This window comes from Roseobacter cerasinus, assembly GCF_009811755.1.
GTDB classification, from domain to species: Bacteria; Pseudomonadota; Alphaproteobacteria; order Rhodobacterales; family Rhodobacteraceae; genus Roseobacter; species Roseobacter cerasinus.
In genome coordinates this window covers 644740-670982 of sequence record NZ_BLIV01000003.1, presented here as the reverse complement: position 1 = coordinate 670982, position 26243 = coordinate 644740, and the positions used below count along the sequence as shown (strand labels likewise).

Annotated in this window: 25 protein-coding genes and 1 tRNA gene; 15 read left to right on the top strand and 11 right to left on the bottom strand. The window is 62.6% G+C overall.

Features of this window, described 5'->3' with window-relative positions:
• The first annotated feature begins 44 nt into the window (after window positions 1-44).
• A complete protein-coding gene (locus tag So717_RS10750; protein WP_159977014.1) occupies window positions 45-884 on the top strand; it encodes a hypothetical protein in 840 nt (279 codons plus the stop codon).
• A 332-nt stretch (window positions 885-1216) separates the two neighbouring features.
• On the opposite strand, the gene So717_RS10745 is transcribed toward So717_RS10750, so the two are convergent.
• Window positions 1217-1293 (bottom strand) — tRNA-Ile (locus So717_RS10745).
• A gap of 131 nt (window positions 1294-1424) precedes the next feature.
• On the opposite strand from So717_RS10745, the gene purM reads away from it, so the two are divergent.
• The 3 genes from purM to rnd all read left to right on the top strand — a co-directional run bounded on the left by purM (window position 1425) and on the right by rnd (window position 4315).
• A complete protein-coding gene (gene purM / locus So717_RS10740) occupies window positions 1425-2471 on the top strand; it encodes a phosphoribosylformylglycinamidine cyclo-ligase (RefSeq protein WP_159977012.1) in 1047 nt (348 codons plus the stop codon).
• Window positions 2468-3061, top strand: coding sequence for a phosphoribosylglycinamide formyltransferase (gene purN, locus So717_RS10735; RefSeq protein WP_159977010.1), 594 nt, complete (start codon window positions 2468-2470; stop codon window positions 3059-3061). The genes purM and purN overlap by 4 nt, the downstream gene beginning before the upstream one ends.
• Window positions 3062-3154: 93 nt before the next feature.
• Entirely contained in the window at window positions 3155-4315 is a 1161-nt protein-coding gene (gene rnd, locus So717_RS10730; protein ID WP_159977008.1) for a ribonuclease D, read from the top strand.
• A 60-nt stretch (window positions 4316-4375) separates the two neighbouring features.
• Here the strand turns inward: rnd and So717_RS10725 are convergent, their stop codons facing one another.
• A complete protein-coding gene (locus So717_RS10725) occupies window positions 4376-4891 on the bottom strand; it encodes a hypothetical protein (protein WP_159977006.1) in 516 nt (171 codons plus the stop codon).
• Window positions 4892-5017: 126 nt separating this feature from the next.
• On the opposite strand from So717_RS10725, the gene So717_RS10720 reads away from it, so the two are divergent.
• The gene (locus So717_RS10720; protein ID WP_159977004.1) at window positions 5018-5425 is read left to right on the top strand and encodes a SufE family protein; all 408 of its coding nucleotides are present in this window, start codon (window positions 5018-5020) and stop codon (window positions 5423-5425) included.
• 76 nt (window positions 5426-5501) lie between these two features.
• On the opposite strand, the gene So717_RS10715 is transcribed toward So717_RS10720, so the two are convergent.
• The 6 genes from So717_RS10715 to So717_RS10690 all read right to left on the bottom strand — a co-directional run bounded on the left by So717_RS10715 (window position 5502) and on the right by So717_RS10690 (window position 11921).
• Window positions 5502-6134 carry a DUF1638 domain-containing protein gene (locus tag So717_RS10715; RefSeq protein WP_159977002.1) on the bottom strand — a complete coding sequence of 211 codons (633 nt, stop codon included), beginning with the start codon at window positions 6132-6134 and terminating at the stop codon, window positions 5502-5504.
• Window positions 6121-6444, bottom strand: coding sequence for a YbjQ family protein (locus tag So717_RS10710; protein WP_159977000.1), 324 nt, complete (start codon window positions 6442-6444; stop codon window positions 6121-6123). Before So717_RS10710 ends, So717_RS10715 begins: the two co-directional genes overlap by 14 nt.
• Window position 6445: 1 nt before the next feature.
• Window positions 6446-6661 (bottom strand): hypothetical protein, encoded by a 216-nt coding sequence (locus So717_RS10705; RefSeq protein ID WP_159976998.1) that lies wholly within the window; start codon window positions 6659-6661, stop codon window positions 6446-6448.
• A 44-nt stretch (window positions 6662-6705) separates the two neighbouring features.
• Window positions 6706-7404 carry a corrinoid protein gene (locus So717_RS10700; protein WP_159976996.1) on the bottom strand — a complete coding sequence of 233 codons (699 nt, stop codon included), beginning with the start codon at window positions 7402-7404 and terminating at the stop codon, window positions 6706-6708.
• Window positions 7405-7617: 213 nt separating this feature from the next.
• Entirely contained in the window at window positions 7618-10755 is a 3138-nt protein-coding gene (locus tag So717_RS10695; protein WP_159976994.1) for an efflux RND transporter permease subunit, read from the bottom strand.
• Window positions 10755-11921: an efflux RND transporter periplasmic adaptor subunit gene (locus tag So717_RS10690; RefSeq protein WP_159976992.1), complete on the bottom strand. Its 1167-nt coding sequence runs from the start codon at window positions 11919-11921 to the stop codon at window positions 10755-10757. The genes So717_RS10695 and So717_RS10690 overlap by 1 nt, the downstream gene beginning before the upstream one ends.
• A gap of 78 nt (window positions 11922-11999) precedes the next feature.
• Between So717_RS10690 and So717_RS10685 the strand changes: the two genes are divergently transcribed.
• On the top strand, window positions 12000-12629 hold the full coding sequence (locus So717_RS10685) for a TetR/AcrR family transcriptional regulator (RefSeq protein WP_159976990.1): 630 nt from the start codon (window positions 12000-12002) through the stop codon (window positions 12627-12629).
• Window positions 12630-12775: 146 nt separating this feature from the next.
• Here So717_RS10685 and bmt read toward each other — a convergent pair whose 3' ends face one another.
• Both bmt and So717_RS10675 read right to left on the bottom strand, forming a co-directional pair.
• Window positions 12776-13798 (bottom strand): betaine--homocysteine S-methyltransferase, encoded by a 1023-nt coding sequence (gene bmt, locus So717_RS10680; protein WP_159976988.1) that lies wholly within the window; start codon window positions 13796-13798, stop codon window positions 12776-12778.
• A gap of 154 nt (window positions 13799-13952) precedes the next feature.
• Window positions 13953-14267, bottom strand: coding sequence for a DUF1476 domain-containing protein (locus tag So717_RS10675; RefSeq protein WP_159976986.1), 315 nt, complete (start codon window positions 14265-14267; stop codon window positions 13953-13955).
• Between the two features lie 154 nt (window positions 14268-14421).
• Here So717_RS10675 and purC point away from each other — a divergent pair, with 154 nt between their 5' ends.
• The 6 genes from purC (at window position 14422) to So717_RS10645 (ending at window position 22432) form a co-directional block, all read left to right on the top strand.
• Window positions 14422-15180 carry a phosphoribosylaminoimidazolesuccinocarboxamide synthase gene (gene purC / locus So717_RS10670; protein WP_159976984.1) on the top strand — a complete coding sequence of 253 codons (759 nt, stop codon included), beginning with the start codon at window positions 14422-14424 and terminating at the stop codon, window positions 15178-15180.
• 41 nt (window positions 15181-15221) lie between these two features.
• The gene (gene purS, locus So717_RS10665; RefSeq protein WP_159976982.1) at window positions 15222-15452 is read left to right on the top strand and encodes a phosphoribosylformylglycinamidine synthase subunit PurS; all 231 of its coding nucleotides are present in this window, start codon (window positions 15222-15224) and stop codon (window positions 15450-15452) included.
• Window positions 15452-16120, top strand: a complete 669-nt coding sequence (purQ, locus tag So717_RS10660) for a phosphoribosylformylglycinamidine synthase subunit PurQ (protein ID WP_159976980.1) — start codon at window positions 15452-15454, stop codon at window positions 16118-16120. Before purS ends, purQ begins: the two co-directional genes overlap by 1 nt.
• A 38-nt stretch (window positions 16121-16158) precedes the next feature.
• The gene (locus tag So717_RS10655; protein ID WP_159976978.1) at window positions 16159-17919 is read left to right on the top strand and encodes a sensor histidine kinase; all 1761 of its coding nucleotides are present in this window, start codon (window positions 16159-16161) and stop codon (window positions 17917-17919) included.
• 3 nt (window positions 17920-17922) lie between these two features.
• Window positions 17923-19257, top strand: a complete 1335-nt coding sequence (locus tag So717_RS10650; protein ID WP_159976976.1) for a sigma-54-dependent transcriptional regulator — start codon at window positions 17923-17925, stop codon at window positions 19255-19257.
• 478 nt (window positions 19258-19735) lie between these two features.
• Window positions 19736-22432 (top strand): Rne/Rng family ribonuclease, encoded by a 2697-nt coding sequence (locus tag So717_RS10645; RefSeq protein ID WP_159976974.1) that lies wholly within the window; start codon window positions 19736-19738, stop codon window positions 22430-22432.
• A gap of 53 nt (window positions 22433-22485) precedes the next feature.
• Here So717_RS10645 and So717_RS10640 read toward each other — a convergent pair whose 3' ends face one another.
• Window positions 22486-22716, bottom strand: coding sequence for a sulfurtransferase TusA family protein (locus So717_RS10640; protein WP_159976972.1), 231 nt, complete (start codon window positions 22714-22716; stop codon window positions 22486-22488).
• Window positions 22717-22808: 92 nt separating this feature from the next.
• On the opposite strand from So717_RS10640, the gene So717_RS10635 reads away from it, so the two are divergent.
• The 3 genes from So717_RS10635 to So717_RS10625 are packed head-to-tail and all read left to right on the top strand — an operon-like array spanning window position 22809 to window position 26199.
• Window positions 22809-23561, top strand: coding sequence for a cytochrome c biogenesis CcdA family protein (locus So717_RS10635; protein WP_159976970.1), 753 nt, complete (start codon window positions 22809-22811; stop codon window positions 23559-23561).
• 56 nt (window positions 23562-23617) lie between these two features.
• Window positions 23618-24850: a hypothetical protein gene (locus So717_RS10630; protein WP_159976968.1), complete on the top strand. Its 1233-nt coding sequence runs from the start codon at window positions 23618-23620 to the stop codon at window positions 24848-24850.
• Entirely contained in the window at window positions 24847-26199 is a 1353-nt protein-coding gene (locus tag So717_RS10625; protein WP_159976957.1) for a cytochrome P450, read from the top strand. The genes So717_RS10630 and So717_RS10625 overlap by 4 nt, the downstream gene beginning before the upstream one ends.
• Window positions 26200-26243: the final 44 nt, after the last annotated feature.

The window sequence follows — 26243 nt, the reverse complement described above, 5'->3', positions numbered from 1 at the left end:
CTTTTGAGGTCCGGAGCAGTTCAGGGTGGGGCCAGAGAACAGAAATGTCGTTTGATCTATTCTCAGGGCATGTGAACGTCCACATTGGTGCGCCGAATGTGGCGCCCGTGCTGCTGAAGAAAGCGGCGCGCACCAAAGCCCTGCGCGAGGATACAACGACCCATGCCATGCTCAACCGTGAGTTTCGCAAATATCTGAAACCGATCCTGCTTGGCGGTGAGGACCCGAACGATTTGCTGGCGCGCGCGCGGACGGTGCAGGATCCGTTTTTCCAGATGTTGAAGGAGCGTGATGTTCTCGCGATCAGCCAGCATGTGTTGATGGCGCACCCCGACTACGTGGTCCGGGATGGTCTGTTTCTCGCCGGCGCCGAAAGACGTGTCGCACAGCTGGCGGATCTCTTTCGCCACACAACCCTTGATCTGCATCTCACGATCCAGAACCCCAAGACCTATGTCCCTTTCCTGCCGCCGGTGAACCGCAAGGGAATTGATCTTGCCTTTCTGCCGGAAGAGATCCCAAGCTGGCTCGATCTGGTCACGCGCCTCCGGCAGGCCTGTGCGGACAACCGCATCGTGGTCTGGGATTTTTCGGATCTGGCGAAGATGGCGCTGCCTTTCGCCATCACGTTGATCAACGCCGATGAAGCGCTTGCCACCACGATCGCGCCTTACATCGATGCCTCTGTGCAATATGACCTGACCCTGTCGCGGGTGGTTCAGCAGGACTTTTTCGACAGGGATGCCGCCCGATTGGTGGATCGTCAGTATGCGCGCGATCTCAGCGGCATCGCGGCGCTGCCGAACACCATATTGGTCCAATCCGAGGATATCCCGGAGGAGCTCTTTCCCAAAGGCGCGCAGGCGGGCGGCGCATCTGTCTAGGGGCTATGGAACCGCCGGGCGTTGACGCTGTGGTTGTATCCGGTCGTGGACAGAAATCGCGGAGGTGGCCGCTTTGACCCTACACATCAGGCAGTCCGGGCACAGAAGCGCAGGGGCGACGTCGAAGGCAAAACCATTTGCCCAATGCGCGCGCTCCCCTATCGATCCTGACCATGTTGTCATAGAAAACTCCCGTCGCGCCAGTCACCTGCTGGTTATAGTTGGTGCTTTGAGCGAGCAAGATTGCGGGGTCGATGTCCTCGGCGTCCAGCCGCAGCCCGTCAACCGTGCAGGTAATCCGGGGCCGCACGCCGTTCACGAGTGGAGGGGAATGGTAGGCCCGGCAGGACTTGAACCCGCAACCAAAGCGTTATGAGCGCTCTGCTCTAACCAATTGAGCTACAGGCCCGCCATAAGGCGTTGGGTAAGCTGCACTGCGGGCCTCGTCAAGAGCCGGATCGCAGCGCCTGGGGTCATTGCACAGCTGCGGTGAATGTTCTAACTGCCGATGAGCCGCCGCACCGATCTGGAGAGCAAATCATGACGTCGCCAAAAAACGGGATCACCTATGCAGATGCGGGCGTCGATATCGACGCAGGCAACGCTCTGGTCGAGCGGATCAAACCGGCGGCAAAACGCACAAACCGGCCCGGTGTGATGGTTGGTCTGGGCGGGTTCGGGGCGCTCTTTGATCTCAAGGCCGCAGGCTATTCCGACCCGGTGCTGGTGGCGGCCACCGACGGTGTGGGCACCAAGCTGCGCATCGCGATTGACACCGGCCATGTGGATGGTGTGGGCATCGATCTGGTGGCCATGTGTGTGAATGATCTCGTCTGTCAGGGGGCTGAGCCCCTGTTCTTTCTCGACTACTTCGCCACAGGCGCGCTTGAGACAGAGCAGGCCGCACGGATCATCGAAGGCATCGCTGAGGGCTGTGCCCGGGCTGGATGCGCGCTGATCGGCGGTGAGACCGCTGAGATGCCGGGGATGTATCCGCCGGGGGACTTTGATCTCGCAGGTTTTTCGGTTGGCGCGCTGGAGCGCGGCCAAACCTTACCAGACGGCGTCGCTGAGGGCGATGTCCTGTTGGGGCTGGCCTCTGACGGGGTGCATTCGAACGGCTATAGCCTCGTGCGCAAGCTCGTCGAGCTGTCGGGGCTGGGGTGGGCAGACCCGTGCCCATGGTCGGATGTGACGCTTGGAGAAGATCTGCTGACGCCGACGCGTCTTTATGTGCAACCCGCCCTTGCGGCGATACGCGCGGGCGGTGTGCATGCGCTGGCGCATATCACCGGCGGCGGGTTGACGGAAAACCTGCCGCGGGTCCTGCCCGATGATCTGGGCGCAGAGATTGATCTGGACAGCTGGCAGCTGCCCGAGGTGTTCCGCTGGATGGCAGAGACGGGCGGCATGGCCGAAGCCGAGATCCTCAAGACCTTCAACTGCGGCATCGGCCTGATCCTCGTGGTGGCACCGGACAGGGCGGACGCACTGGCTGACGTGCTGGGCGAGGCGGGCGAGCGCGTGACGCGGCTCGGCACGGTGACCGCAACGCCGGGCATGTCCTATACAGGCACGCTGATGTGACCAAACGGGTCGCGATTTTCATCTCCGGCGGTGGCTCCAACATGGTCAAGTTGCTGGAGAGCATGGTCGGCGATCACCCGGCGCGCGCCTGCGTTGTGCTGTCCAATGATCCGCAGGCTAAGGGACTGGAGCATGCGGAGGCCCGTGGCGTGCCCACAGAAGTGGTGCGGCACCACCCCTTCGGCAAGGATCGCGCGGCCTTTGAGCACGCGATCAGCGGCGCGATTGCGCCCTATGCGCCGGATCTGATCTGCCTGGCCGGGTTCATGCGCAAGCTGACGGCAGAGTTTGTCGACCCCTGGCGGGGTAAGATGCTGAATATCCACCCGTCGCTCTTGCCCAAATACAAGGGGCTGCACACCCACGCCCGGGCGCTCGAGGCGGGGGATACGGTGCATGGCTGCACGGTGCATGAGGTCACCCCGGCGCTGGATGATGGGCCGATCCTGGGGCAGGCCCGCGTGCCGGTTCTGCCGGATGACACCGAAGAGACGCTGGCGGCACGTGTGCTCACGCAGGAACATCTGCTTTACCCGCAGGTGCTGGCGCGCTTTGCCAGTGGCGACCGCCGCCCGGTCCTTCTCTCGTAGACGCGCTGGAGTGCCGTTCTGGTCAATGCTGTGCGCGTCGTGTAAGGGTCAGGTTGCCGGGACCACCGGCATCGAAAACAAAGAAACGGCAGTATGAAGACACTCACCACGACCGCGGAGTTGGCCGCATTTTGCGAAGCGGCCGCCAACCATGACTATGTGACGGTCGATACGGAGTTTCTGCGGGAACGCACTTATTATTCCAAGTTGTGTCTGATCCAGCTTGCCATGCCCGGCAAGGATGACAGCACCGCCGTGCTGGTGGATCCGCTGGCCGAGGGCATCTCGCTTGAGCCGCTCTATGCGCTGTTCCGGGACACCTCGGTGGTCAAGGTGTTTCACGCGGCCCGGCAGGATCTGGAGATCTTCTTTGTCGACGCGCAGGTCTTTCCGGAGCCGCTGTTTGACACCCAGGTGGCGGCCATGGTCTGCGGCTTTGGCGAACAGGCGGGCTATGAGACGCTGGTGCGGCGCATTGCCAAGACCTCGCTGGACAAGACCTCGCGGTTTACCGACTGGTCGCGGCGGCCTCTGACGGATGCGCAGAAGACCTATGCGCTGGCGGATGTCACGCATTTGCGGGTCATCTATGAATTCCTTGCCAAGAAGCTGGAAGAAACCGAGCGCAGCCGCTGGGTGAAAGAAGAGCTGTCGGTGCTGACCAGCTCTGAGACCTACGTGGTTCACCCGCGCGAGGCTTGGCGGCGGGTCAAGACGCGCACGAATTCGCCCAAGTTTCTGGCGGTGGTGCGCGAGCTTGCGGCCTTCCGGGAAAGCTTTGCGCAGGAGCGGAACATTCCGCGCAACCGGGTGTTCAAGGATGACGCGCTGGTGGAGCTGGCGTCGAACAAGCCGAAAAACTCCGAAGAGCTGGGGCGGTCTCGGCTGTTGCTGCGTGAGGCGCGGCGCGGGGATATTGCTGATGGCATTCTGGCTGCGGTCAAGGCCGGGGTAACCTGCGATCCGGCGGAGATGCCCCAACCAGACCGGTCACGGGACAAGATGCAGGTGAACCCGGCGCTGGCCGATCTGTTGCGGGTGCTGCTCAAAGCCAAGACCGAGAGCGCGGGTGTGGCGGCCAAGCTGATTGCACCAGCGGCGGATCTGGATGCGATTGCGGCTGGGCTACGTGACGTCGCCGCGCTGCATGGCTGGCGCAAGGAAGTGTTTGGCGCAGATGCACTGCGGCTGTGTGAAGGGAAAATCGCGCTGGCGGCAGATGGGTCCGACGTGCGGATTGTGGCGCTGGACTAGGCCGTTTCACTTCTGGGCTGACACATCGACAGAGGACGCTTGTCCAATGCCGCTGTCAGATCAGCGGCGGGCTTCCAACGCATTGCGCTCGGCTTCCACTCGGATCGTGCGCGCCCCCGCCAGGGTCAGGCTGGTGACTTTGCGCGCGACGGTCACCTCGCGTGTGGCCGGTGCGCCCTGGCGGGTGCCTGCGCGGCGCAGCCCCTCCAGACGGTAGGTCAGAACACCGTCCACAGCCTCTTCGTCCTCATTTGCGGGTGTGAGGCGCACATCATAGGCGCCTTGTCTGGCCGCGAGACCTGTCACCCGGATGATGGCGCCGCCCGGTACGCGTTCGATCACCAGCGCACTGACTGTATCGATTGGCGTGCCCTCAAAAGTGCTTGGCCCTCGGTTCGAGCTGAAGATCCCGCTGCGGGTTGGGATCAGAGGGTTCACCTCAGAGTCCGTGGTTGTGACGGGTGCGGGTTCGCCGCGGCCAAACCAGTTGAACGGGTTCACGCGGCTGTCGCGCAAGCCGCCGCAGGCCGAAAGAACAAGGGTCGAGACCAGAAGGGCGGAAACTGTGATGCGCATGGTGCCTGCCATTGGTTTTGTTGCTTTTGGAGTTATCGCATCTGGCCGGGGTTGAAAAGCGCCAAGGGAGGCTGGACCTTTGGGGAGACCGGACTTAGGTGAGATCCGAGACATGAGGGGGCCAAGATGGCGCAGGCAGCTTTTGAAGATCTGGTTGAGGATTTCGAGTTTCTGGAAGACTGGGAAGACCGCTACAGGCTGGTGATCGAGGAAGGCAAGATGATGGCGCCGCTCAATGCGGCGTTAAAGGTGCCCGCCACGAAGGTGGACGGCTGTGCCAGTCAGGTCTGGCTGCATGTGGTGACCGATGGGGGCGTGCTGCAGTTCGACGGCGAGAGCGATGCGATGATCGTGAATGGTCTGATTGCGGTTTTGCGCAAGCTTTATGCGGGCTTGCCTGTGGCGGAGGTGCTTGAGGTGGATGCGCGGGCGGAGATGGCGCGGCTGGGGCTGAATGATCATCTGTCAGCGCAACGGTCCAACGGGCTGCGGGCGATGATCGAGCGCTTGCGCGCGGTGGCCGCCGCCGCGTGATCCGGCGGAGGCGCCTTCGGCGCCACGACATGATGAGCAAAGCCCGTGCCGGGCTTTGCGGTTGGACGGCAGCGGATCAGAGTTTGGCCAATGTTGTGGCGAGATCACCGTAGCCGGTGAAGCGGCGTTCAAAGGTAAGACCGAGGAAGGCCGCGCAGTCCTGAGCCTTGCGGGTCAGTCCCGGATCATCGGTCTGGGCCTGGTAGACCAGCTTTTCATAATTTCCGAAATACATATCCCGCAGTTCCGGATGGCGATCGAGGCCCATGGGTTTGACCACAAAGGCATCGAACTGGCGGACCAGAAAGTCGGTGAGGTAGAAGGTGGTGATCTCCGTCTCGCTTTGTGCGGCGAAGCGGTCATTGCCTTCAAAGAAGGAATAGCAGTGCGGGCCGGACACCATCTCAACGCCAAGCTCTGCGCAGGCCTTTTGCAGCAACCCTCCGGTGCCGCAATCCGCGTAGACCACAAAGATCTGATCGTAGCGGGCGCGGTGTTTGGTCACCGTCTCGCGCACGCTTAGGGTGATCTTTTCCGGGTAGAGGTGGTATTTTGCGGGCAGGCAGGTGAGATCCAGGTGGGTCCAGCCGTTCAGGGCCTTTAGATCAAGGATCTCGCGGGCAAGCGCGCCGCAGGCGATCAGCAGCACACGGCCCTGGCCGGTGGGTGCCAGACCCTCCTCGGTCAGGCTTTGATCATGAAGCGGCATCGAGACGCACAGCCGTTCCGTAGGCCAGAATTTCGGATGCACCGCCCATGATTTGCGAAGTCTCGAACCGCATGTCGACCACTGCGTCGGCGCCCAGTGTCTGCGCCTCGGCGATCATCCGGTCCAGCGCCTGTTCGCGGGCGCCTGCCATCAGCGATGAATAGCCTGTGACTTCGCCGCCCACGAGGTTTTTCAGGCCCGCAACGATATCCGTGCCGATGTGTTTTGCACGCACTGTAGAGCCGCGGACGAGGCCCAGCGTTTCTGCGATGGGTCGTCCTGCGATCTGGGAGGCGGTGACCACCAGCATCTTAGTGTTTCATCCTGTCGTAGTGGTCTTCGTCGGCGTTCCCGAGCCGTTCGGACAGAACCCGGTAGAAAACATAACCAACCAGTGCTGCCGGGATCAGGGCCAGCCAACCGGCTGGGACATGCAAGGCTGTCAGCACAAGCGCGGCCAGCCATAGGGTGACGCCGAAGGCAGCGATCACGCAGAGGCAGATGAGCACCAGTTTGTCGAGCGCCATGTGACCTGTCCTTTCGTTTGGCCCGGTCCTTGCCGCGCGCAGGATCAGGCGCTTTTCTGGTTGTGCTTGCGCCCGACCCACTCCTTGGCGGTTTCCACAGCAACGGCGGCATCGCGGCAGTAGGCATCCGCGCCGATGGCCTTGCCGAACTCCTCATTCAGTGGCGCGCCACCCACAAGAACGATATAGTCATCGCGCACGCCCTGTTCGACCATCGTGTCGATCACAACTTTCATGTAGGGCATCGTGGTGGTCAGCAGGGCCGACATACCGAGGATGTCCGGCGCCTCGGTCTCCAGCGCCTCCATGTATTTCTCGACCGCGTTGTTGATACCAAGATCGACCACCTCGAAGCCTGCGCCTTCCATCATCATGCCGACGAGGTTCTTGCCGATGTCGTGGATGTCACCCTTCACGGTGCCGATCACCATCTTGCCCACACGCGGCGCGCCGGTTTCGGCCAGCAGCGGCTTCAGGATGGCCATGCCGCCCTTCATCGCATTGGCCGCCAGCAGCACCTCGGGCACGAAGAGGATCCCGTCGCGGAAGTCATGGCCCACGATGGTCATACCGCCCACAAGCGCCTTGGTCAGGATGTCATAGGGCTGCCATCCACGCTCCAGCAGGATGTTGACCGCCTCTTCGATCTCTTCTTTGAGGCCGTCATAAAGATCATCGAACATTTGCTGGACAAGTTCTTCGTCGTCCAGCTCCGACAGGATGATTTCGTCTTCGTCCGACATGGGCAATCCTCTATCGCTGCCCCGGCGTGCGGGGTCTGGCCTCACTTTCGTTTTGACAGATCGAGTGAGTCGCACTGTCCAAATAGCGACACGACGATATCGGCGCGCGACCATCTGACGCGAATTTTAGCGTGCGAGACCTGCGCGGCACAAGCACCCTCAGAGCTGCCGCATCCGAAATCTTTTCATAAAGATATAGAGGTTAAGCGCCGGTTACTCCGCCGCTTGCACCAGATTCAGGACCGGTTGTGGTGTGGGCTGCTGCGCCTCTTTCGCCCCCCGCTTTGCGTAGAGCAGCGCGAACATCGGCGGCGTGAAGTAGAAAGACACCACTGTAGACAGCAGCACTCCGCCCGCCACGGACATGGCAAAGGGCGGCCAGAAGCCACCGCCCGCGAGGATCAGGGGCAGGAAGCCGCCAAAGGTGGTGATGGTGGTGCTGATGATGTGCCGGCTGGAACTCATCAGCACACTCACCATGGCCTCAGCATCACCGGCCCGCGCGCCCGGGTCGTCGCGCAGGCCGGTCATGATGATGATGGCGGCGTTGATCGACACGCCGATGGAGCCGATGACCCCAATGATCGCATTGATGCCAAAGGGGTATTGGAACACGGCCAGCGCCAGAATGCTGAGACCCGCCGAGAGCACGCTGACCACCAAGGCAATGGCGGAAAGGCGGAAGGAGTTGAAGGTCATCACGATGGCCGCGATCGACAGCGTCACGATCAGCCCCAGCGAGGCCAGCAGATTGCCCATCGTCTCGGCCCGCGCATCGCTGTCGCCGCCGATCTCCAGCCGGTATCCGGCGGGCAGGTCGAAGCCTTGAGCGTCAAGCGCTGCCTGTACCTCGACCAGGGCCTCTTCGGGCAGAACATCGCGCAGGATGAACGCCTGAATGGTGTTGACCCGTTCGGCGTTGCGGCGGGTGATGATGGGCTCACTGGGGGTCAGCGTCAGCTCCGCGATGGCGGAGAGGGGGACGCCTGGAAACTGGCCGTGCGCCGAGAGCTGCGCGGCATTGCCCGGCAGCAGCATCAAATCTGCGATGGCGGTCAGGTCGCTGCGGGTGGCCTGGCCGAAGCGGACGCGTACCGGCAGCTCTTCGGGGCCTTCGAGGAGAGAGCCGCCCGCGACACCCTCCAGACCGGCTTCGAGTTGCCGGGAAACACCTGCTAAGTCCAGACCGAGTTGGCGGGCCTTGGCTTCATCCACATCAATGCTCACCTCCGGTGCGCCATTGGTGACCGTCCCACGGGCAAGGGTCACGGAGCTGATATCCGACAGAATCCGCCGGATTTCGGCACCGGTTTCGCGAAGGGTCGCAAGATCGGGGCCGACGATGCGCAACTCAACCGGCGCGTCCACGGGCGGGCCTTGCACCAGCCCGCGCACCAGCACCTGCGCCTCGGGGGCCACTGCGTCGATGCTGCGTTCCAGCCGTGCGATCAGAGTTTCGGTGGCCTGCGGGGAGGTGGTGGTGACCAGCGCTTCGGCAAAGCGGGCGGCGTTGTCGCGGCCACCGGCCATGTTGTAGTAGAACGCAGGCGCCGATTTGCCCAGGACCCAGGAGACTTGCTGCGTCTCGGCTGCGTCGCGCAGCAGCTGGTCTAGCCGTGCGACCACCGCCTCGGTCTGGCCAAGCGCCGCACCTGGCCGCAGATCGACCTCGATGTGAAACTGATCGCGGTCCACGCCCGGGAAGAATTGCGCGGTCAGCAGCGGCATCGACAGAAAGCCAAGCACTGGCAGGACCAGCGCTAGCGCGACTGAGCGGATCGGGTTTTGCACTGACCAGCGCAGGGTCGTTGCAAAGGCGCGCGACAGCGCGGGCACGCGCAGGCCGGAGGAGAGCAAACCACCCTTGTCGCCTGCTGGCATGGCCCAGCCGGCAATGGCGGGGGTCAGCGTCACCGCCACCACAAAGGACCACATCAGCATGGTCACCACCGCAATGGCGATGGAGCCCACGAAATCCCCCGCCGGGCCGGGCAGCAGGATCATCGGGGTGAAAGACAGCGCGGTTGTGATGGTTGAGGCAAAGAGCGGCGCAAAGAGCCGTCGCACCGCCCCCCGCACGGCCAACAGCCGGGTCTGGCCATCGGCGATGCGCTTGCCAACCTCGTCGGTCATCACAATGCCCGCATCGACCAGCAGCCCCAGCGCTACAATCAGACCTGTGACTGACATCTGATGGATCGCGAGGCCAATGATGTTCATCGTGGCGAGCGTGGCCAGCGAAACAATGGGCAGGATCAGGGCCACAATCAGCGCCGCCCGCACGCCCATGGTGATCAGCAGAACGCCGACCACCAGCGCCACACCGATCGCCATGTTTCCGCCGACTTCGGCCAGACGGTCGGCGGTGTAGCGGCTTTGGTCAAAGATCAGCTCGGCGTTGATGCTGTCGGGCACGATGTTCTGAAAACTGCCCAGTTCCGCCACGACGCGGTCCATCCAGACATCGACCTGCAGATCATCTTCGAGCTTGGCTGCAACAAGAATGGCGGGCGCGCCATTGTGCAGCGCCTGCTCGGCCAGCGGCAGGCGCGGCTCACGGCTGATCTGGGCAATGTCGGCCACACGGGTGACCTGCCCATCCGGGCCTTCGCGCAGGATCATCTCGCGCACCCGCTTCAGCGCTGTGATGTCGCCCTCAAGGTCGATGATCAACTCATTGTCGGGGCTGCGCAGGCGCCCGGCCTGGGTTTTGCTGTCGGCCCGGGCGATGGCGGCAGAGACATCGTCCGCGCTCAGCCCAAGTGCGGCGGCGCGCACCGGGTCGAGGGTGACGAGCACCTCTTCTTCAGGCGCGCCGAAGGTTTCGACCTGTTTGGTGCCCGACGCGCTGCGCAGGCTGTCGGCCAGCGTTTCAGCATAGCGTCCCATGATCGTCAGCGGCACGTCGCTGTGATCCGCAGACAGCGCGATGATGGCCCCGTAGGTGCCCGCCCCATCCGAGGAGAACTCGGGCGTGGCGACGCCTTGAGGAAAATTCGCCCCCGCATCTGCAAGCGCATCGCGGATTTCCGACCAGACCTGTTCGATCCGCCCGTCGGGCAGGGTCTCCAGCAGGTCCACCTGGATGATCGAGATGCCGGTGGCCGAGGTGGAGTTGATCTCGTCCACTTCCGGGATCTCGCGCAGCTCATCCTCGATCTCGGCGGTGACGAGGGTTTCCACACGCGCAGGGTCCGCGCCGGGGTAGGGCGTGGTGATGGTAGCGAAGAGGTTGGTGATGGTCGGGTCTTCCTGCCGCCCGATGGCCAGCAACGCCGAGAGACCGGCGGCAATGATCACAAGCAGCGCAAGGGCGACCAGGCGCGGTTGGCGAAAGGTGAGCGTTTCCATCAGCCTGCCTCTGCGGTCAAACGAACGGGCTGCCCGGCGACCACGCGGTGCGGGCCGTCCGGGATGATGCGTGTCCCGTCAGCGAAAGTGCCGCGCACATAGGCGCGTGCGCCATCGGAGAAGAGCACTTCGACCGCTTCCGTTGCCACCGTCATCTGACCTTTGGTTTCGGTCAGGATCATCACCTGCCAGAGCCCCCGGGGCGCGTCTTGCAGCGCGGACAGCGGCACCCAGGCCCCGCGTTCGGCCACATATTGCTGCAGGATCAATGTCCCGGTTTCGCGCAGCGGCGGCAGCGCGCCCCCCTCGAAATCCAGCAGCACGGTGCGGGTGCGGGTGGCGCTGTCCAATTCTGGCAGGACCGAAGCCAGCGTGACCGGGTAGCGGTCCTCGGCAAAGACCGCTTCGAGGTTGGTTGCGTCTTCAAGGCCAGCGACAATGTTCGGGCTCAGACCGACGCGCATCTGCGCTCCTGCGGTTTCGACCAGCGACAAGATGGTCTGACCGGCGCCAACCGCGCCGCCGGTGTCGACCAGACGGGTGGCCACGGTGCCATCGAAGGGCGCATGCAGCTGCGATTTTTCCAATTGCAGATCGACCGAGACGAGACTTGCGTCAATCTCGGCGATCCGGGCTTCCAGCTCCGCCAGCTGCAGCGTGACGTTGTCCACCGCCTGGTTTGACGCAAAGCCGCGATTGCGCAGTTCGGTTTGCCGGGTGGTGGTGCGGCGCGCCAGTTCGGCCTGCGCCTCCAGCGCGCGGCGGGCCGCTGTCAGCCGGGCCTGCTCTGCCGCGATCAGCCGTGTGTCGAGACGCGCGATCAGATCGCCTGCCTGCACGGTGGCCCCCTCATCCACGGCAATCATGGCAACCGTCCCGCCCTGTTCGAACGCCATGGTCGTGCGCTGTGCCGCTTCGATCTGGCCGGGGAACCTGCGGGTCACGTGATAGCCGTCCTCAAGCGTGAGGGGCAGAGCCGTGACGGCCAGGGGGGCGGTGGCCGGTGGTGCCTCGACCTCAGCGGCGCGATCTGCCAGAACCGTCTGTCCGAGGATCATCAGCCCGATGGCCAAGGCGATGGCCAAAAGGGTGAAGACTATGGTTGTGCCCTGTCGTAGGATGCGACGCCAAAGCGGGCGGTGTGCAGCGGATGGTGTGTTGGCCATGAGGTGCCTCACTTGTGAAGTAAGTGATGCTTACATATGTTATAGGCTCTAACTTAATCAAGCGCGAAGGAGCGTTTTTTGTCAGAATCTCACGACACGCTGCCGGACCGGCGCACAACGTATCACCACGGAGACCTGCGCGAGCAGCTGCTGGCCGTTGTGCGGGAGCTGGTGGAAGTGCATGGCCCAGATGGATTTTCTGTCGCTGAGGCGGCACGGCGGGCCGGGGTGAGCACAGCGGCCCCTTACAAGCATTTCAAAGACCGGACGGAGTTGATGAATGCACTGGTCTCGGACGCGATGGACCGTTTGGCCGAGCAGATGGCCCAGGGCCGGGACCGGTTTGCGGTGGGCACATATGAGAGTGTTGCGGGAATCGGTCAGGCTTACATCGACTTTGCCAAGGCGGAGCCGGGCGTGTTCCGGCTGATGTTCAGCTTGACCGAAGGCCATGAGGAAGATGACATCCTGCACCAGAAAGGGAACCTGTGCCGCGACATCGTGGACCGGGCCTGCGGGGCCTGCCTGGGGGCTGAGGCCAATAGCCCGGTTTCCATGCTGTCGGCCTATATCCTCTGGACCAGCGTGCACGGGCATGCCTTTCTGAGCATCGACAAGAAGAACAAGGTCGAAGCTGAGGACCTGGACGATTGGGATTTTCTGATGGCGGTGAGCCGGGCGGTGCTGGACGCCTCTGGGCGTCGCTAGGCAGGCGCTGTCATCGCGAACCAGTGGGGATCAGGTTCGGGGGTGAAGCGCCCTTCCCCCCCGTCGAAGGGGGGCGGGCGCTGCCCCGCCTTTGGGCGGGGTCCGGCGCGCGGTTGGGCTGTGCGATAGATCGTTGACGTCTGCAATCAGACGGTCGCGCGGCGCCGCCTGCTGCTGCGCCTGGCGGGGGCTGCATCTTCGCCTGTCCCATCGCTCTGCGACGAGAAGGGACCAAGCCTGTCCACGATCTCTTCCAGTGCGGGGGGGTGATCCATGGTGCGGCTGTCCAATGCCTCGCGCATGTGCCGCAAATGTTCGGGCATGGTGCCGCAGCATCCCCCGATGATCGAGGCACCGCAGGCGCGCGCCATCACCGCGTAGTCGGCCATCAACTCCGGTGTCCCGTCGTAGTGGATGTGGCCATCGACATATTTCGGGATGCCTGCATTGCCCTTGGCGATCACTGGGCGTTCGGGGCCTTGGGCGGCAAAGCCCAAAATAGTGCGCAGGAGGTCGGAGGCGCCGGTGCCGCAGTTGGCGCCGAAGGCCAGCGGTGCGGTCTCGCCCAGATCCTCCACCAGTTTGACCATATCGGCGCTGGTCAGGCCCATCATGGTGCGGCCTGCGGTGTCAAAGCTCATGGTGCCGGCCCAGTCGAGCCCGGCCAGTTGGAAGCCTTCGGCTGCGGCGCGGTATTCTTCGGGCGCGCTGATGGTTTCCAGCCAGCCGATATCGGCGCCGCCGGATTTCAGCCCGTCGGCGGCCTCGTGAAACATTTCGACCGCGAGGCTGTGGCTGAGCGCGCCAACAGGCTCCATGATTTCGCCGGTGGGGCCGACGGAGCCTGCGACGATCACCGTGCGCCCGGCGGCATCGGCCACATCGCGTGCGATTTCAGCGGAGACGCGCGCCAACTCGTGCACGCGTTTTTCGGCGTTGTGCAGCTTGAGCCGCGCGGCATTGGCGCCGAACGAATTTGTTAGGAAGAGGTCGCTGCCTGCGTCGACCGCGCCCCGGTAGAGCGTCTTGATCTTCTCCGGCTCATCCGTGTTCCATAGCTCCGGCGCATCTCCGGACATCAACCCCATGTTGAACAGGTTCGTGCCCGTCGCCCCATCAGCAAGCAAGGTGCCCTTTTCAGCCAGCAGAGAAATCATCGGGTTGGTCATGGCACGCCTCGTCTATGGGAGGCCTTGCGCATGTCACGAACGTGGTCTCAAATCAAATTCATAAAACTCATCTTGGTTATGAATTTGACAACATCAGGACCATGATCCTGGCGTGAGGGGGGTCGCCACGCCAGGATCATGGTGTTGAATAGATTCAACTTTCTTGCATCAGCTGCGCTTTGGCCTCGGCCATCAATTCCACCATTTTTGTGCGAATTGTCGTTTCATCGGCGCGTGCGCCCAAATCGCCCGAGACCTTGCGGTAGACGTCTTCGTCGCCTGCCTCTTCGAAGTCGGACTTGACCACTTCCTTTGCGTAATCTGCCGCGTCTTCGCCGGATTTACCCAGAAGCTCCGCAGCCCAGAGGCCCAGCAGCTTGTTGCGCCGCGCTTCGGCCTTGAACTGCATTTCGGCGTCATGGGCGTATTTGTTCTCAAAGGCGTTTTCGCGGTCGTCGAAGGTGGTCATTGGGGTGTCTCCTGATGAACAAAGTCCTGTTTCCACAGATATGCGGGCTTGGCGCGTCAGGCGCAAGTGGCGCTGGCTTGCGGCAGGGCAGGGCTTCCACTATGAGAGGCGCGCAAGGGTCGCGTTTTTGGCGCCCCAAGGGGAAAGGACGCCCATGTCTCGGCGCAAGAAAATCTACGAAGGCAAAGCCAAAATTCTATATGAAGGCCCGGAGCCCGGCACAATTGTGCAGTATTTCAAGGATGATGCGACCGCCTTCAACGCCGAGAAGAAGGCTGTGATCGAGGGCAAGGGCGTGTTGAACAACCGTCTGAGCGAGTTCTTCATGACGGGCCTCGGCCAGATCGGGGTGCCGAACCATTTCATCAAGCGGTTGAACATGCGCGAGCAGCTGGTGCGCAGTGTCGAGATCGTGCCGCTGGAGATTATCGTGCGGAATTATGCGGCGGGCACCATGTCGAAACGGCTGGGCATCGAGGAAGGCACACAGCTGCCACGGCCGATTGTGGAGTATTGCTACAAGGATGACGCGCTTGGTGACCCTCTGGTGACCGAGGAGCACATCGCAGCCTTTGGCTGGGCCAGTCAGCAGGACATGGATGATATTCTGAGCCTGGCGCTGCGGGTGAATGATTTTCTGTCCGGCGTGATGATGGCGGTTGGCATTCGACTGGTGGACTTCAAGATTGAGGTGGGGCGCATCTACGATGGGGATTTTCAACGTTTGATCGTGGCCGATGAGATCAGCCCGGACAGCTGCCGGTTGTGGGATATTGAGACGGGCCAAAAGCTGGATAAGGATGTGTTCCGCCGGGATCTGGGAGATTTGAAGGATGCCTACACGGAAGTGGCGCGCCGGCTTGGCGTGATGCCGAAGACGGCGCCGATCACCAAGCCGACGCTCATCAACTGATCGGTGCATATGCATATTTTGAGAACAATGAAGGGTAAGGCATGAAAGCGCGCGTGCATGTGATGTTGAAAAACGGGGTTTTGGATCCGCAGGGTGAGGCGGTGCGCCATGCGCTGGGGGCTTTGGGCTTCGACGGGGTGAACGGCGTGCGCCAGGGCAAGGTGATCGAGCTGGATCTGGCGGAGGGCGCCACGGAGGCGGATGTGACCGCGATGTGTGAAAAGCTTTTGGCCAATACGGTGATCGAATCCTATTCGGTGGAGATGGGCTAATGCACGCGGCGGTTGTTGTTTTCCCCGGATCGAACTGCGACCGCGATCTGGCTGTGGCGCTAGAAGCGGCGGGGGCCAAGGTCTCAATGGTCTGGCACAAGGACAGCGCGCTGCCGGATGGCGTTGATCTTGTGGGCATCCCGGGAGGGTTCTCTTTTGGGGACTATCTGCGCTGTGGTGCGATTGCAGCCAATTCGCCGATCTGCCGGTCGGTGGCCGCGCATGCCGAGCGGGGTGGCTATGTCATGGGCATCTGCAACGGGTTTCAGGTTTTGACGGAGACCGGGCTGTTGCCGGGCGCGCTTTTGCGCAATGGGGGCTTGAAGTACATCTGCCAGACCGTTGGTTTGAAAGTGGAAACCTCGCAATCGGCCTATACCGAAGGGTACAATGCGGGTGATTTGATCGACATTCCGATTGCACATCACGATGGCAACTATTTTGCGGATGATGACACCATTGCGCGGTTGCAAGATGAGGACCGCATTGCCTTCACCTATACGGACAATCCGAATGGGGCGCGGGCGGATATCGCGGGTCTGCTGTCGGAGAACCGGCGGGTGCTGGGTATGATGCCGCATCCGGAGCGGGCCGCAGATCCGGTGCATGGCGGCACCGACGGGCAAGCGCTCTTCCGCGCATTGGCGGCTGCGCTGGTGAACGCCTGACTTGAGCAGGGGCTCCGCTTTCGCGTAACTTTCAAGGCATGAGCACCGCAGCAGATCCTGATCCGCAGACCCGCGCCGTCAATTGGCGCGTGCGCATGGCGTTGGGCGTTCTGCTGCTGCTGGCGGTTGCCGTGGTCTCCGTCACCAACAACTTGCTGACGGATCGCTTCACCGAGAGCACGCGCAACCGGGCGGAGTTGCGGCTGGCGCTTTACAGCGGCAACCTGCTCTCTGAGCTGCGGCAGAATGCGATTGTGCCGCAGTTGCTGGCCCGCGATGCGGAGCTGATCGGGGCGTTGAACTCGGCGGATTATACCGCTTCCACCCGTCGTTTGATTTCCTTTGTGGAAGAGATTGGCGCCGCGTCGCTGATGCTGCTGGACATCGACGGGCGCACGGTGGCGGCGACGGATCGAAACCGCCTTGGCTCCAACCACCGGGCGGAGCCCTACTTTGTGGATGCGATCCGTGCCAATGCGACCATCTTCACCGTGGCGGAGCGCGAGGCGGGGGGCTACGGGTTTTTCTATTCGCGGCGGGTGCAGTCTGGTTCGGACGTTCTTGGGGTGATCGCGGTTGAGGTCGATCTGCAAAAGTTCGGGCGCGCCTGGGCGGGGATTTCCGATGCGGTGATTGTGACCGACAGCACAGGGACCATCATCCTGACGACGGAGCCGCGCTGGCGCGGGCGTACCGAAGAGGACGCATTGGCGCGCCAGACGCCGCAGAACGCTATTCAGCGCGCCATCCAGGCGACGGCGGATTGGACAGCGCAGCCCACGGATTCTTACCTCGAAGGCGAGGCGGTCATGCGGCTGGAAACCCGCATCCCGTTCCGGGGCTGGCGCATGGCGAGCTTCACCACCTATGCCTCGGTGCGCGAGCGGGTGAACGGCGTTTTGGCGCTGGAGATCATGGGCTTCGCGATCCTTCTGGCGCTCAGTTTCTATGCGTTGAGCCGCAAAACGGCCTTGCGCGCGGCGTTATTTCAGCGGGAATCCGCCGAGCTGCGGACCCTGAATGCGGCGCTCCAGCGGGAAATCGCCGAGCGGAAACGCGTGCAGGAAACGCTCGCCGTGGCGGAGCAAACGCTGGAGCAATCGAGCAAGCTCGCGGCGCTTGGCGAGATGTCGGCGGCGGTCAGCCACGAGCTTAATCAACCGCTGGCGGCGATGAAAACCTACCTGGCTGGCGCGCGGCTTTTACTGCGTCGCAACCGGCAGGAGGAGGCGCTGTCGTCCTTCGGGCGCATCGATGATCTGATTGAGCGCATGGGCGGGATCACGCGGCAGCTGAAGTCTTACGCGCGCAAGGGGCAAGAGGCGTTTTCCCCTGTAGATATGGGCGATGCGCTTGCTTCGGCCCTGTCGATGATGGAGCCGCAGCTGCGTCAGCGCCATGTGCAGATCAGCCGGATTGTGCCCGACAAACCGGTGATGGTGATGGGCGACCGGCTGCGCATCGAGCAGGTGATGGTGAACCTTCTGCGCAATGCCATCGACGCCACCAAGTCTGAGACCAACCCCAAGGTGGAGATCCTGCTGACGGTGGGAGAGACCGCCACGTTGACCGTGCGGGACAACGGCCCCGGGATCGAAGATCTCGATCAGTTGTTTGAGCCGTTTTATACGACAAAACAGCCTGGCGACGGCGTTGGGCTGGGCCTTGCCATCTCTTCTGGTATCGTTAACGACCTAGGGGGGCGACTAACCGCACGGAACGGACAGGCGGGTGGCGCAGTTTTTGAAATGCAGCTGCCAATATTGGGCAGCGACCACAGTACACAAGCGGCGGAGTAAGCCATGACCCAAGCAATGAAAATCGCGATTGTTGATGACGAACAGGATATGCGGCAATCGATCAGCCAATGGCTGGCGCTGTCGGGCTATGACACCGAGACCTTTGGCAGCGCCGAAGATGCGCTCAAGGTGCTGGGGCCGGATTATCCGGGCATCGTGATTTCGGACATCAAGATGCCGGGCATGGACGGCATGCAGTTTCTCAAAAAGCTGATGGGCAACGACAGTGCCTTGCCGGTGATCATGATCACAGGTCACGGCGACGTGCCGATGGCGGTGGAAGCGATGCGCGTGGGTGCCTTTGATTTCCTCGAAAAGCCCTTCAACCCTGACCGCATGAATGAGCTGGCCAAGAAGGCCACCGGCGCACGGCGGCTGGTGATGGACAATCGCGCGCTGCGGCGGGAGCTGTCGGATGGCGGCCAGCTGATGAAAAAGCTGATCGGGCAGAGCCCGGTCATGGAACGGCTGCGCGAGGATATCTTGGATCTTGGTCAGGCGGACGGCCACGTGCTGATCGACGGCGAAACCGGCACCGGCAAGACGCTGGTGGCGCATGCGCTGCACGCAGTGGGCTCGCGCGCGGGCAAGAAATTCGTGCTGGTCAGCTGTGGCGCCTATGAGGAAGAGGCGCTGAGTAAGCGGCTCTTTGGCCCGATGAACCCCGAGGATGCGCAACTGCCCGCCATCGAAGAAGCGCGCGGCGGCACGCTGGTGCTGGAGGATATCGAAGCGCTGTCCGAGACCATGCAGGCGCGGCTTTTGAGCGTGATCAACGAGCAGGGCGCCCCGGCGGAGACGCGCATTGTGGCGATTTCCAATCTGCAGGAAGCGGGTCGGACCTGCGAAGACGCCCTGCGCTCGGATCTCTTCTACCGCCTGGCTGCGCTGCGGATCACCGTGCCGCCGCTGCGCCAGCGGGGTGAGGATATCCTGACGCTCTTCACCCGGCTCAGCGAGCAGTTCTCCGATGAATACGGGTGTGACGCGCCGCAGGTCTCCGCGCAGGAGGCGGCACAGCTGTTGCAGGCGCCCTGGCCGGGCAATGTGCGTCAGCTGATCAATGTGGCCGAACGCGCGGTGCTGCAGTCGCGCCGTGGCTCGGGCACCATCGCCTCGCTGCTGATGAACGATCACGAAGACATGCAGCCGGTGATGACCACGGAAGGCAAACCGCTAAAAGAATATGTGGAAGCTTTCGAGCGCATGCTGATCGACAACACCATGCGGCGCCATCGTGGCTCCATCGCCAGCGTCATGGAAGAGCTCTGCCTGCCGCGCCGCACGCTGAACGAGAAGATGGCCAAATACGGGCTACAGCGGTCGGACTACCTCTGAGCTGCGTCCGATGCGGCGGGTCACGCGAAAAACTGCGTAAAATCTGGGGCGTAGGGCCGCAATTCACTGCGGTCCTGACATTGGCCATTGTGTTTTCTTACACAGTCGATTTATTCTAACAGGTGATGGTGCGTCTTCAGGACGGATACAACCATCAGATGAGATTCGCTGTTCCCGGTGATGTGGAGCTTCTCCTATCATCAGGGCAGACCGATTGGGCCGGAAACGGTCGACGAACCGCTGACGTGAGGCAAGGGCTGAGGCCCGAGACACGCAGTATATAATGGATACGAGGCCGCGACCTGCGCGCCCGTGTCTGGAGAAGAACCGCGATGACGCGCGCCAATGCACTGAGCAGATCCGCCACGGCCTCAACAGGCCGGGCGCCGCGCATGTTCAATATCGCCCTGACAAGACACGTTCCCTATCTCGCCGATCCGCCTGGGTCGTCGCGGTCAGAGCCGTGCACATTGGAAATATGGCTAAGAAAATGCTTATCGATGCCACCCACGCGGAAGAGACCCGCGTTGTGGTGGTGGACGGAAACAAGGTTGAGGAGTTTGACTTTGAATCCGAAAACCGTCGGCAGCTTGCCGGCAACATCTACCTCGCAAAGGTAACCCGGGTCGAGCCGTCGCTTCAGGCGGCCTTTGTCGACTATGGCGGCAATCGTCACGGCTTCCTTGCCTTCTCGGAAATCCACCCCGACTACTATCAGATCCCGGTCGCGGACCGTCAGGCTCTGATGGAAGAAGAGCGCGCCTATGCCGAAGCGCAGAAGGCCAAGGAAGACGAGGACGAAAAGCCCAAGCGCCGCACGCGCAGCCGCAGCCGGTCGAAAGCCAAGGCTGAGACGGCGAGCACCGAGGATGCGGTGGCCACCAAAGAGGTGGACGCCGATCAGATCGACGGCATGCAGACCATCGACCTCGACGATGAAGAAGGCTCCTCGCCGATGGAGCGGGTGGCGGAAACGCCGGTCGAAGAGCCCGTGGATACACCGGAAGACGCCACGGCGGAGGCAGCAGAAGCTCCCGCTGACGCAGAGGCTGCGTCCGAAGGTGCGGTGGAGACCATCGAAGACAATGATGGCGATGAAGACGATGCGCCCCAGCGGAAATCCGACGCCTCGGCCAAGGATGACAGCATCGAATCCGTAGCGGATGACGATGATCACGAAGACATTCGCCCGGCGCGCAAACCACGCCCCCGGCGCTACAAAATTCAAGAAGTCATCAAGGTCCGTCAGATCCTGCTGGTGCAGGTCGTCAAGGAAGAACGTGGCAACAAAGGTGCGGCACTGACCACCTATCTGAGCCTCGCGGGCCGTTACTGCGTGCTGATGCCGAACACCGCCCGGGGCGGTGGCATTTCGCGCAAGATCACCAATGCCGCCGATCGCAAGAAGCTGAAGGAAATCGCCAATGAGATCGAGGTGCCGGATGGCGCCGGGCTGATCGTGCGCACGGCGGGCGCCAAGCGCACCAAGGCCGAGATCAAGCGCGACTATGAGTATCTGCAGCGGCTCTGGGAGCAGATCCGCGAACTGACGCTGAAGAGCATTGCGCCCGCGAAGATCTACGAAGAAGGCGATCTGATCAAACGCTCGATCCGCGACCTCTATAATCGCGAGATCGATGAGGTGTTTGTCGAGGGCGAGCGTGGGTATCGCATCGCCAAGGACTTCATGAAGATGATCATGCCGTCCCACGCCAAGAACGTGAAGCTTTACACCGAGAGCCTGCCGCTCTTTGCGCGCTATCAGGTGGAAAGCTATCTGGCGGGCATGTTCAACCCCACGGTACAGCTGCCCTCGGGCGGCTACATCGTGATCGGCGTGACCGAGGCGCTGGTGGCCATCGACGTGAACTCCGGTCGGGCCACCAAGGAAGGCTCCATCGAGCAGACCGCGACCAAGACCAACCTGGAGGCCGCCGACGAGGTGGCGCGCCAGCTGCGTCTGCGGGACCTTGCGGGGCTCATCGTGATCGACTTCATCGACATGGACGAGCGCAAGAACAATGCCGCCGTCGAAAAGCGGGTGAAGGAGAAGCTCAAGACCGACCGCGCGCGCATTCAGGTTGGCCGCATCTCGGGCTTCGGCCTGATGGAGATGTCGCGCCAGCGTCTGCGTCCGGGTATGATCGAAGCGACGACCCAGCCCTGCCAGGCCTGCCACGGCACCGGGCTCATTCGCTCGGACGACAATCTGGCTTTGTCGATCCTGCGGCAAATCGAAGAGGAAGGGACACGCAAGCGCTCGCGCGAGGTGCTGATCAAGGCGCCTGTGGGCATCGCCAACTTCCTGATGAACCAGAAGCGCGAGCATATCGCGCAGATTGAGGGGCGGTATGGACTGTCGGTGCGGATTGAAGGCGATCCGATGCTGGTCAGCCCCGATTTCAGCCTTGAGAAGTTCAAGACGGCGACGCGCGTGGTGCCTGCCGCAGTGGATCATGTGGTGTCGGTTGACACCTCGATCATGGACCAGGTGGATGCGGATGAAGACAGCGACGCGGCCGTCGAAGAGGCGCCCGCACCTGATCAGCCCAGATCCGAAGACGGGGAGGGGGACGGCAAGCCCAAGCGCCGCCGTCGCCGTCGCCGTCGCCGGGGCAAGTCCAACGGCGGGGAGAACGGCCAGTCCGGTGACACTGATGCGTCCCATGAGAGCGGCGAGCAGCCCGCCGAGGTGCAGGAGGCTGACGCCTCAGCACCAGCCACGGCAGACGCTGAGGCGGGAGGCGCTGCTCTGAAGAGCGCGGGAGAACCGCAGCCCGAAGCGGAGGCGGAGAAGCCCAAGCCCAAGCGGCGCGCCCGCAAACCGAAGGTCAAGGAAGAGGCGGAAGCTGTCGCAACCGAGGACGCTCAGACCAGCGAAGCGGCACCTGAGCCTGCGCCCGTTGAAGAGGTGGCTGAGAAGCCCAAACGCAAACGCGCCAGCCGGGCGAAGAAGCCAAAGGTCGAAGAGGCTGCGGAGGTCTCCGTGCCAGAGGACGCGCCGAAACCCGAAGTGGCGGTGTCGGAACCTTCGCCAGAGCCGGCGGCACCCGAACCGGTTGTCGAGGCGCCCGTTGCTGCTGAGCCTGAGCCTGCAACAGCAGCCGCTGAACCTGCACCGGAGCCGACACCGGCCAAGCCCAAGCGCAAAGGCTGGTGGTCGCTCGGCGGCTGATGGGTCAGAGAGAGTGATTGGAAAGGGCGCGCCGGTTGGTGCGCCTTTTTCGTTCAGGCTTTGCGGATCACATAGACCTGCACAGGCCCGTCTGTGTCGGCTGACAGCAGGTCATGGCCCGCTTCTGCACAAAAATGAGGCACGTCGACAATGGCGGCGGGGTCATCGGCCTGCATGGTCAGCGTATCACCTGAGGCCAGCGCCTGCAGCCGCTTACGGGCTTTCAGGACGGGCAGGGGGCAAAGCAGCCCGGTGGCATCAAGGTCGGTTGTCGTCTCGCTCATGCCCCTCAGATAGGCGGGATGTTTCATCCTGTCCACAAGGTTGTGACCGTGCGCCGCGTGACCTGTTAACGCATATCCGTTAGGGGTGGGGCATGTTTGGAATCGAAATCATCGACGCCAGTCTGTTGCCCGCCATGATGGTGGCGCTGTTTGCAGGCGTGATCAGCTTTCTCAGCCCCTGTGTGCTGCCGATTGTGCCTCCCTATCTCGCCTATATGAGCGGGGTCTCGGTGGGGGATATGAGCGGCGAAACTGCGGCCCGCAGGCGTGCGGTGATCTCGGCGCTGTTCTTCGTGCTTGGGCTGAGCACGGTCTTCCTGATTCTGGGGTTCACCGCCTCGGCTTTTGGCGCGTTTTTCCTTCAAAATCAGGTGCTTTTCGCACAAATCTCAGGTCTTGTGGTGATCGTCTTCGGCCTGCATTTTCTGGGCCTCTTCCGCATTCCATTCCTCGACCGCGAAGCGCGGCTGGATGCAGGGGATCAAGGCGGGTCGAGCTTTGGCGCCTACATCCTCGGGCTGGCTTTCGCCTTTGGCTGGACGCCCTGCATCGGTCCGCAGCTTGGCGCGATCCTCTCGCTTGCCGCTTCTGAGGCTTCTGTCAGTCGGGGTACCTTGCTGCTGGGCGTCTATGCCGCTGGCTTGGGCATTCCCTTCCTGCTGGCCGCGATGTTCATGACACGCGCCGTGGGTGTGATGAACCGGCTCAAGCGGCACATGAAAACCATCGAACGCGTGATGGGCGGGCTGCTCATCTTGGTTGGGCTTGCCATGGTCACGGGGGCTTTCACCACCTTCTCCTACTGGTTGCTGGAACAATTCCCGGCCTTGGCTTTGCTGGGCTGATCCCCTTAAGGTAGAGCGGAGCCCTGCGATGCTGCCGGGATGAGTAAGGTCTGGCTATGGGCAGCGCCTCCGCGCCACAGGTAAAGCGCCGCAAGGTTTTTTATATCCCCGGATATGATCCGTTCCCGCCGCGCCGATATCGGGAGCTCTACCGTAAGGAGGGGGCGGCGCAGGCCGCGATCTCGGGCTACCGGCTGAAGATGCTTGGCGGCACTGCTGGCGACGGCTTTGGCTGGCAGGTGCAAAGCGAGGTCGAAGGCCAAATCACGCACAGCGATATCGAGGTGCTGATCTGGTCTGACATTGTGCAACAGAGCTTTCACGCCTCGATCACCCGGACCTATCTGGCGATGCTGCGCACCGCATGGATCTATGTGTCGACTGGCGCGCTCTGGCGGCTGATGCGGCTGCGCAAGGGGCCGGTGATTGCGGCGCTTTATCCGGTTGTGATGCTGACAGGGCAGTTCATTTTTGCCGTGGCACTTGGCTGGGGCGCGGGCCGCGTCGCGCAGGTCTCGCTGGCGCCGCTTGGGCCTGCCGCGCAACTCTTGCTGGCAGCGGTTATCGCGGCGCTGGTCTTCGGCAGCTGCCTGCGGTTTTTCCAGAAAATCGATGGCAAGATCTTTGCGCATTACCTGATGCATGATTTTGCCCATAGTGCGGCGCGGCGCGGCGCGTATCCACCCGAGATCGCGGCTCGGCTGCAGCGGTTTGGCGCAGAGATTGTGCAGGCCCTGACCGAGGATGTGGATGAAGTTTTGGTGGTGGGCCATTCTTCGGGCGCGCATCTGGCGATCACTGTCCTGTCTGACATCATCCGGCAGGGGGCGGTGCCGGACAAAGGGCCCGCCTTGAGCTTTCTGTCGCTGGGGCAGGTGGTGCCGATGCTGTCCTTCCTGCCCGCGGCCACGGAGCTGCGCCGCGATCTGCGGTATCTGTCTGTGCGGGACGATATTGTCTGGGTCGATGTGACAGCACCGGGTGACGGCTGTTCCTTTGCGCTCTGCGATCCGGTCTCGGTGTCGGGGCAGGAGACGCCGGACAAACGCTGGCCGCTGGTCTTCTCCGCTGCCTTCACCCAGAGCCTCAGCCCCGCACGCTGGCAGGCGCTGCGCTGGCGGTTTTTTCGGCTGCATTTCCAGTATCTCTGTGCCTTCGATCGCCCGAAGGACTACGATTATTTCCTGATCACGGCCGGGCCGCAGACCCTCGGTGCGCGCTATGCAGGTCGCCCGGCCTCGGCCTCGCGTTTGACCCGCACCGTCAGCGGCTACACGTCGACCACATGACCCAACCGCCCAAACCCGAAAGTCGCGCGGACAAGGTGGGCCTGTGGCGCTACGTGCGGCTCTTTCGGCGCGACATCCTGTCGGCACAGCCGGACAAGCTCTACCGGGCCTGGATGGCGGAGTTTCGGACGCTGTTCTTCCGCAGCTACATGGTGAACGACACTGCAGTGATCCGCGCTGTGCTGAAGGATCGCCCCAAGGCTTTCCCCAAATCGGACCGCGTGGGGTCGGGGCTGCGCCCGCTTCTGGGCAATTCAGTGTTCCTGACCAATGGGGAGACCTGGGAGCGGCAACGGCGGATCATTGACCCCGCGTTTGAGGGCGGGCGGCTGCGCGAGACGTTCCCCTCAATCTGTCATGCGGCGCAGGGCGCAGCGGCGCGTCTGGGGGCCAAAGCGGGGCAGGAGATCGACATGGAGCCGGAAACCAGCCATGCGGCGGCCGATGTGATCTTTCGCACGCTGTTTTCGATCCCCATTGATCATGCGGTGGCGCAGCAGGTCTTCGAGGCGTTCCAGAGCTATCAGCGCAGCCAGCCGATCCTTAATCTGGCGGCCTTTATCCCGGTGCCGAGCTGGGTCCCGCGCGGCTATCGGCGCGCAACGCACCGCAGTGCGCGGGAGATCCGCAGGCTGATCCACCAGCTCACCGCCGAAAGGCAAGGGGAGATCGACAAGGGCACAGCGCCGCAAGATCTGGCCACCAAGATTATGACCACGCGTGACCCGCTGACCGGCGCGCGGTTTGATGTGGACGAGATGGTCGATCAGGTGGCGATCTTCTTTCTCGCGGGCCATGAGACAAGCGCATCGGCGCTGGCTTGGGCGCTCTATTTGCTGGCGCTTTTCCCCGACTGGCAGGAGGCCGTTGCCGAGGAAGCGCGGGGCGCTGATTTGGCCGATTTCTCGCAGATGTCAAAGCTGAAGATTACCCGCGATGTCTTTCGCGAGACGCTGCGGCTTTACCCGCCGGTGCCGATGATGGTGCGAGAGACGACCGCGCCGGAATTCTTTCGCGACCGGGATGTCGCGCCCGGAGCGCAGGTGGTGATCAGCCAGTGGCATCTGCACCGACAGACCCGCCTTTGGAACCACCCCGATGAGTTTGACCCGACCCGCTGGGAGACGGAGAATGGCCAGACCTGCGCGCGTGCCGCCTATCTGCCGTTCAGTGCCGGGCCGCGGGTCTGCCCCGGGGCCGGGTTTGCGATGATCGAAGGGGTGATGATGCTGGCCCATATCCTGCGCGATCTGAAGGTGGAACTGGGCAGCGGCCCGCCGCCTGTGCCGGTGGCGCATTTGACCGTGCGGTCGCGGGATGGCATCCGCCTTAACATTGTCAGGCGCTAACATATACCATCATCCGCGCGTCTGTTCTATGGAGAGGCCAAGGG

Coding starts and splice junctions, on each gene's coding strand:
- So717_RS10750 (WP_159977014.1), top strand. CDS start 45: ATGTCGTTTGATCTATTCTCAGGGCATGTGAACGTCCACATTGGTGCG.
- purM (WP_159977012.1), top strand. CDS start 1,425: ATGACGTCGCCAAAAAACGGGATCACCTATGCAGATGCGGGCGTCGAT.
- rnd (WP_159977008.1), top strand. CDS start 3,155: ATGAAGACACTCACCACGACCGCGGAGTTGGCCGCATTTTGCGAAGCG.
- So717_RS10725 (WP_159977006.1), bottom strand. CDS start 4,891: ATGCGCATCACAGTTTCCGCCCTTCTGGTCTCGACCCTTGTTCTTTCG.
- So717_RS10720 (WP_159977004.1), top strand. CDS start 5,018: ATGGCGCAGGCAGCTTTTGAAGATCTGGTTGAGGATTTCGAGTTTCTG.
- So717_RS10715 (WP_159977002.1), bottom strand. CDS start 6,134: ATGCCGCTTCATGATCAAAGCCTGACCGAGGAGGGTCTGGCACCCACC.
- So717_RS10710 (WP_159977000.1), bottom strand. CDS start 6,444: ATGCTGGTGGTCACCGCCTCCCAGATCGCAGGACGACCCATCGCAGAA.
- So717_RS10705 (WP_159976998.1), bottom strand. CDS start 6,661: ATGGCGCTCGACAAACTGGTGCTCATCTGCCTCTGCGTGATCGCTGCC.
- So717_RS10700 (WP_159976996.1), bottom strand. CDS start 7,404: ATGTCGGACGAAGACGAAATCATCCTGTCGGAGCTGGACGACGAAGAA.
- So717_RS10695 (WP_159976994.1), bottom strand. CDS start 10,755: ATGGAAACGCTCACCTTTCGCCAACCGCGCCTGGTCGCCCTTGCGCTG.
- So717_RS10690 (WP_159976992.1), bottom strand. CDS start 11,921: ATGGCCAACACACCATCCGCTGCACACCGCCCGCTTTGGCGTCGCATC.
- bmt (WP_159976988.1), bottom strand. CDS start 13,798: ATGACCAACCCGATGATTTCTCTGCTGGCTGAAAAGGGCACCTTGCTT.
- So717_RS10675 (WP_159976986.1), bottom strand. CDS start 14,267: ATGACCACCTTCGACGACCGCGAAAACGCCTTTGAGAACAAATACGCC.
- purC (WP_159976984.1), top strand. CDS start 14,422: ATGTCTCGGCGCAAGAAAATCTACGAAGGCAAAGCCAAAATTCTATAT.
- purS (WP_159976982.1), top strand. CDS start 15,222: ATGAAAGCGCGCGTGCATGTGATGTTGAAAAACGGGGTTTTGGATCCG.
- purQ (WP_159976980.1), top strand. CDS start 15,452: ATGCACGCGGCGGTTGTTGTTTTCCCCGGATCGAACTGCGACCGCGAT.
- So717_RS10655 (WP_159976978.1), top strand. CDS start 16,159: ATGAGCACCGCAGCAGATCCTGATCCGCAGACCCGCGCCGTCAATTGG.
- So717_RS10650 (WP_159976976.1), top strand. CDS start 17,923: ATGACCCAAGCAATGAAAATCGCGATTGTTGATGACGAACAGGATATG.
- So717_RS10645 (WP_159976974.1), top strand. CDS start 19,736: ATGGCTAAGAAAATGCTTATCGATGCCACCCACGCGGAAGAGACCCGC.
- So717_RS10640 (WP_159976972.1), bottom strand. CDS start 22,716: ATGAGCGAGACGACAACCGACCTTGATGCCACCGGGCTGCTTTGCCCC.
- So717_RS10635 (WP_159976970.1), top strand. CDS start 22,809: ATGTTTGGAATCGAAATCATCGACGCCAGTCTGTTGCCCGCCATGATG.
- So717_RS10630 (WP_159976968.1), top strand. CDS start 23,618: ATGGGCAGCGCCTCCGCGCCACAGGTAAAGCGCCGCAAGGTTTTTTAT.
- So717_RS10625 (WP_159976957.1), top strand. CDS start 24,847: ATGACCCAACCGCCCAAACCCGAAAGTCGCGCGGACAAGGTGGGCCTG.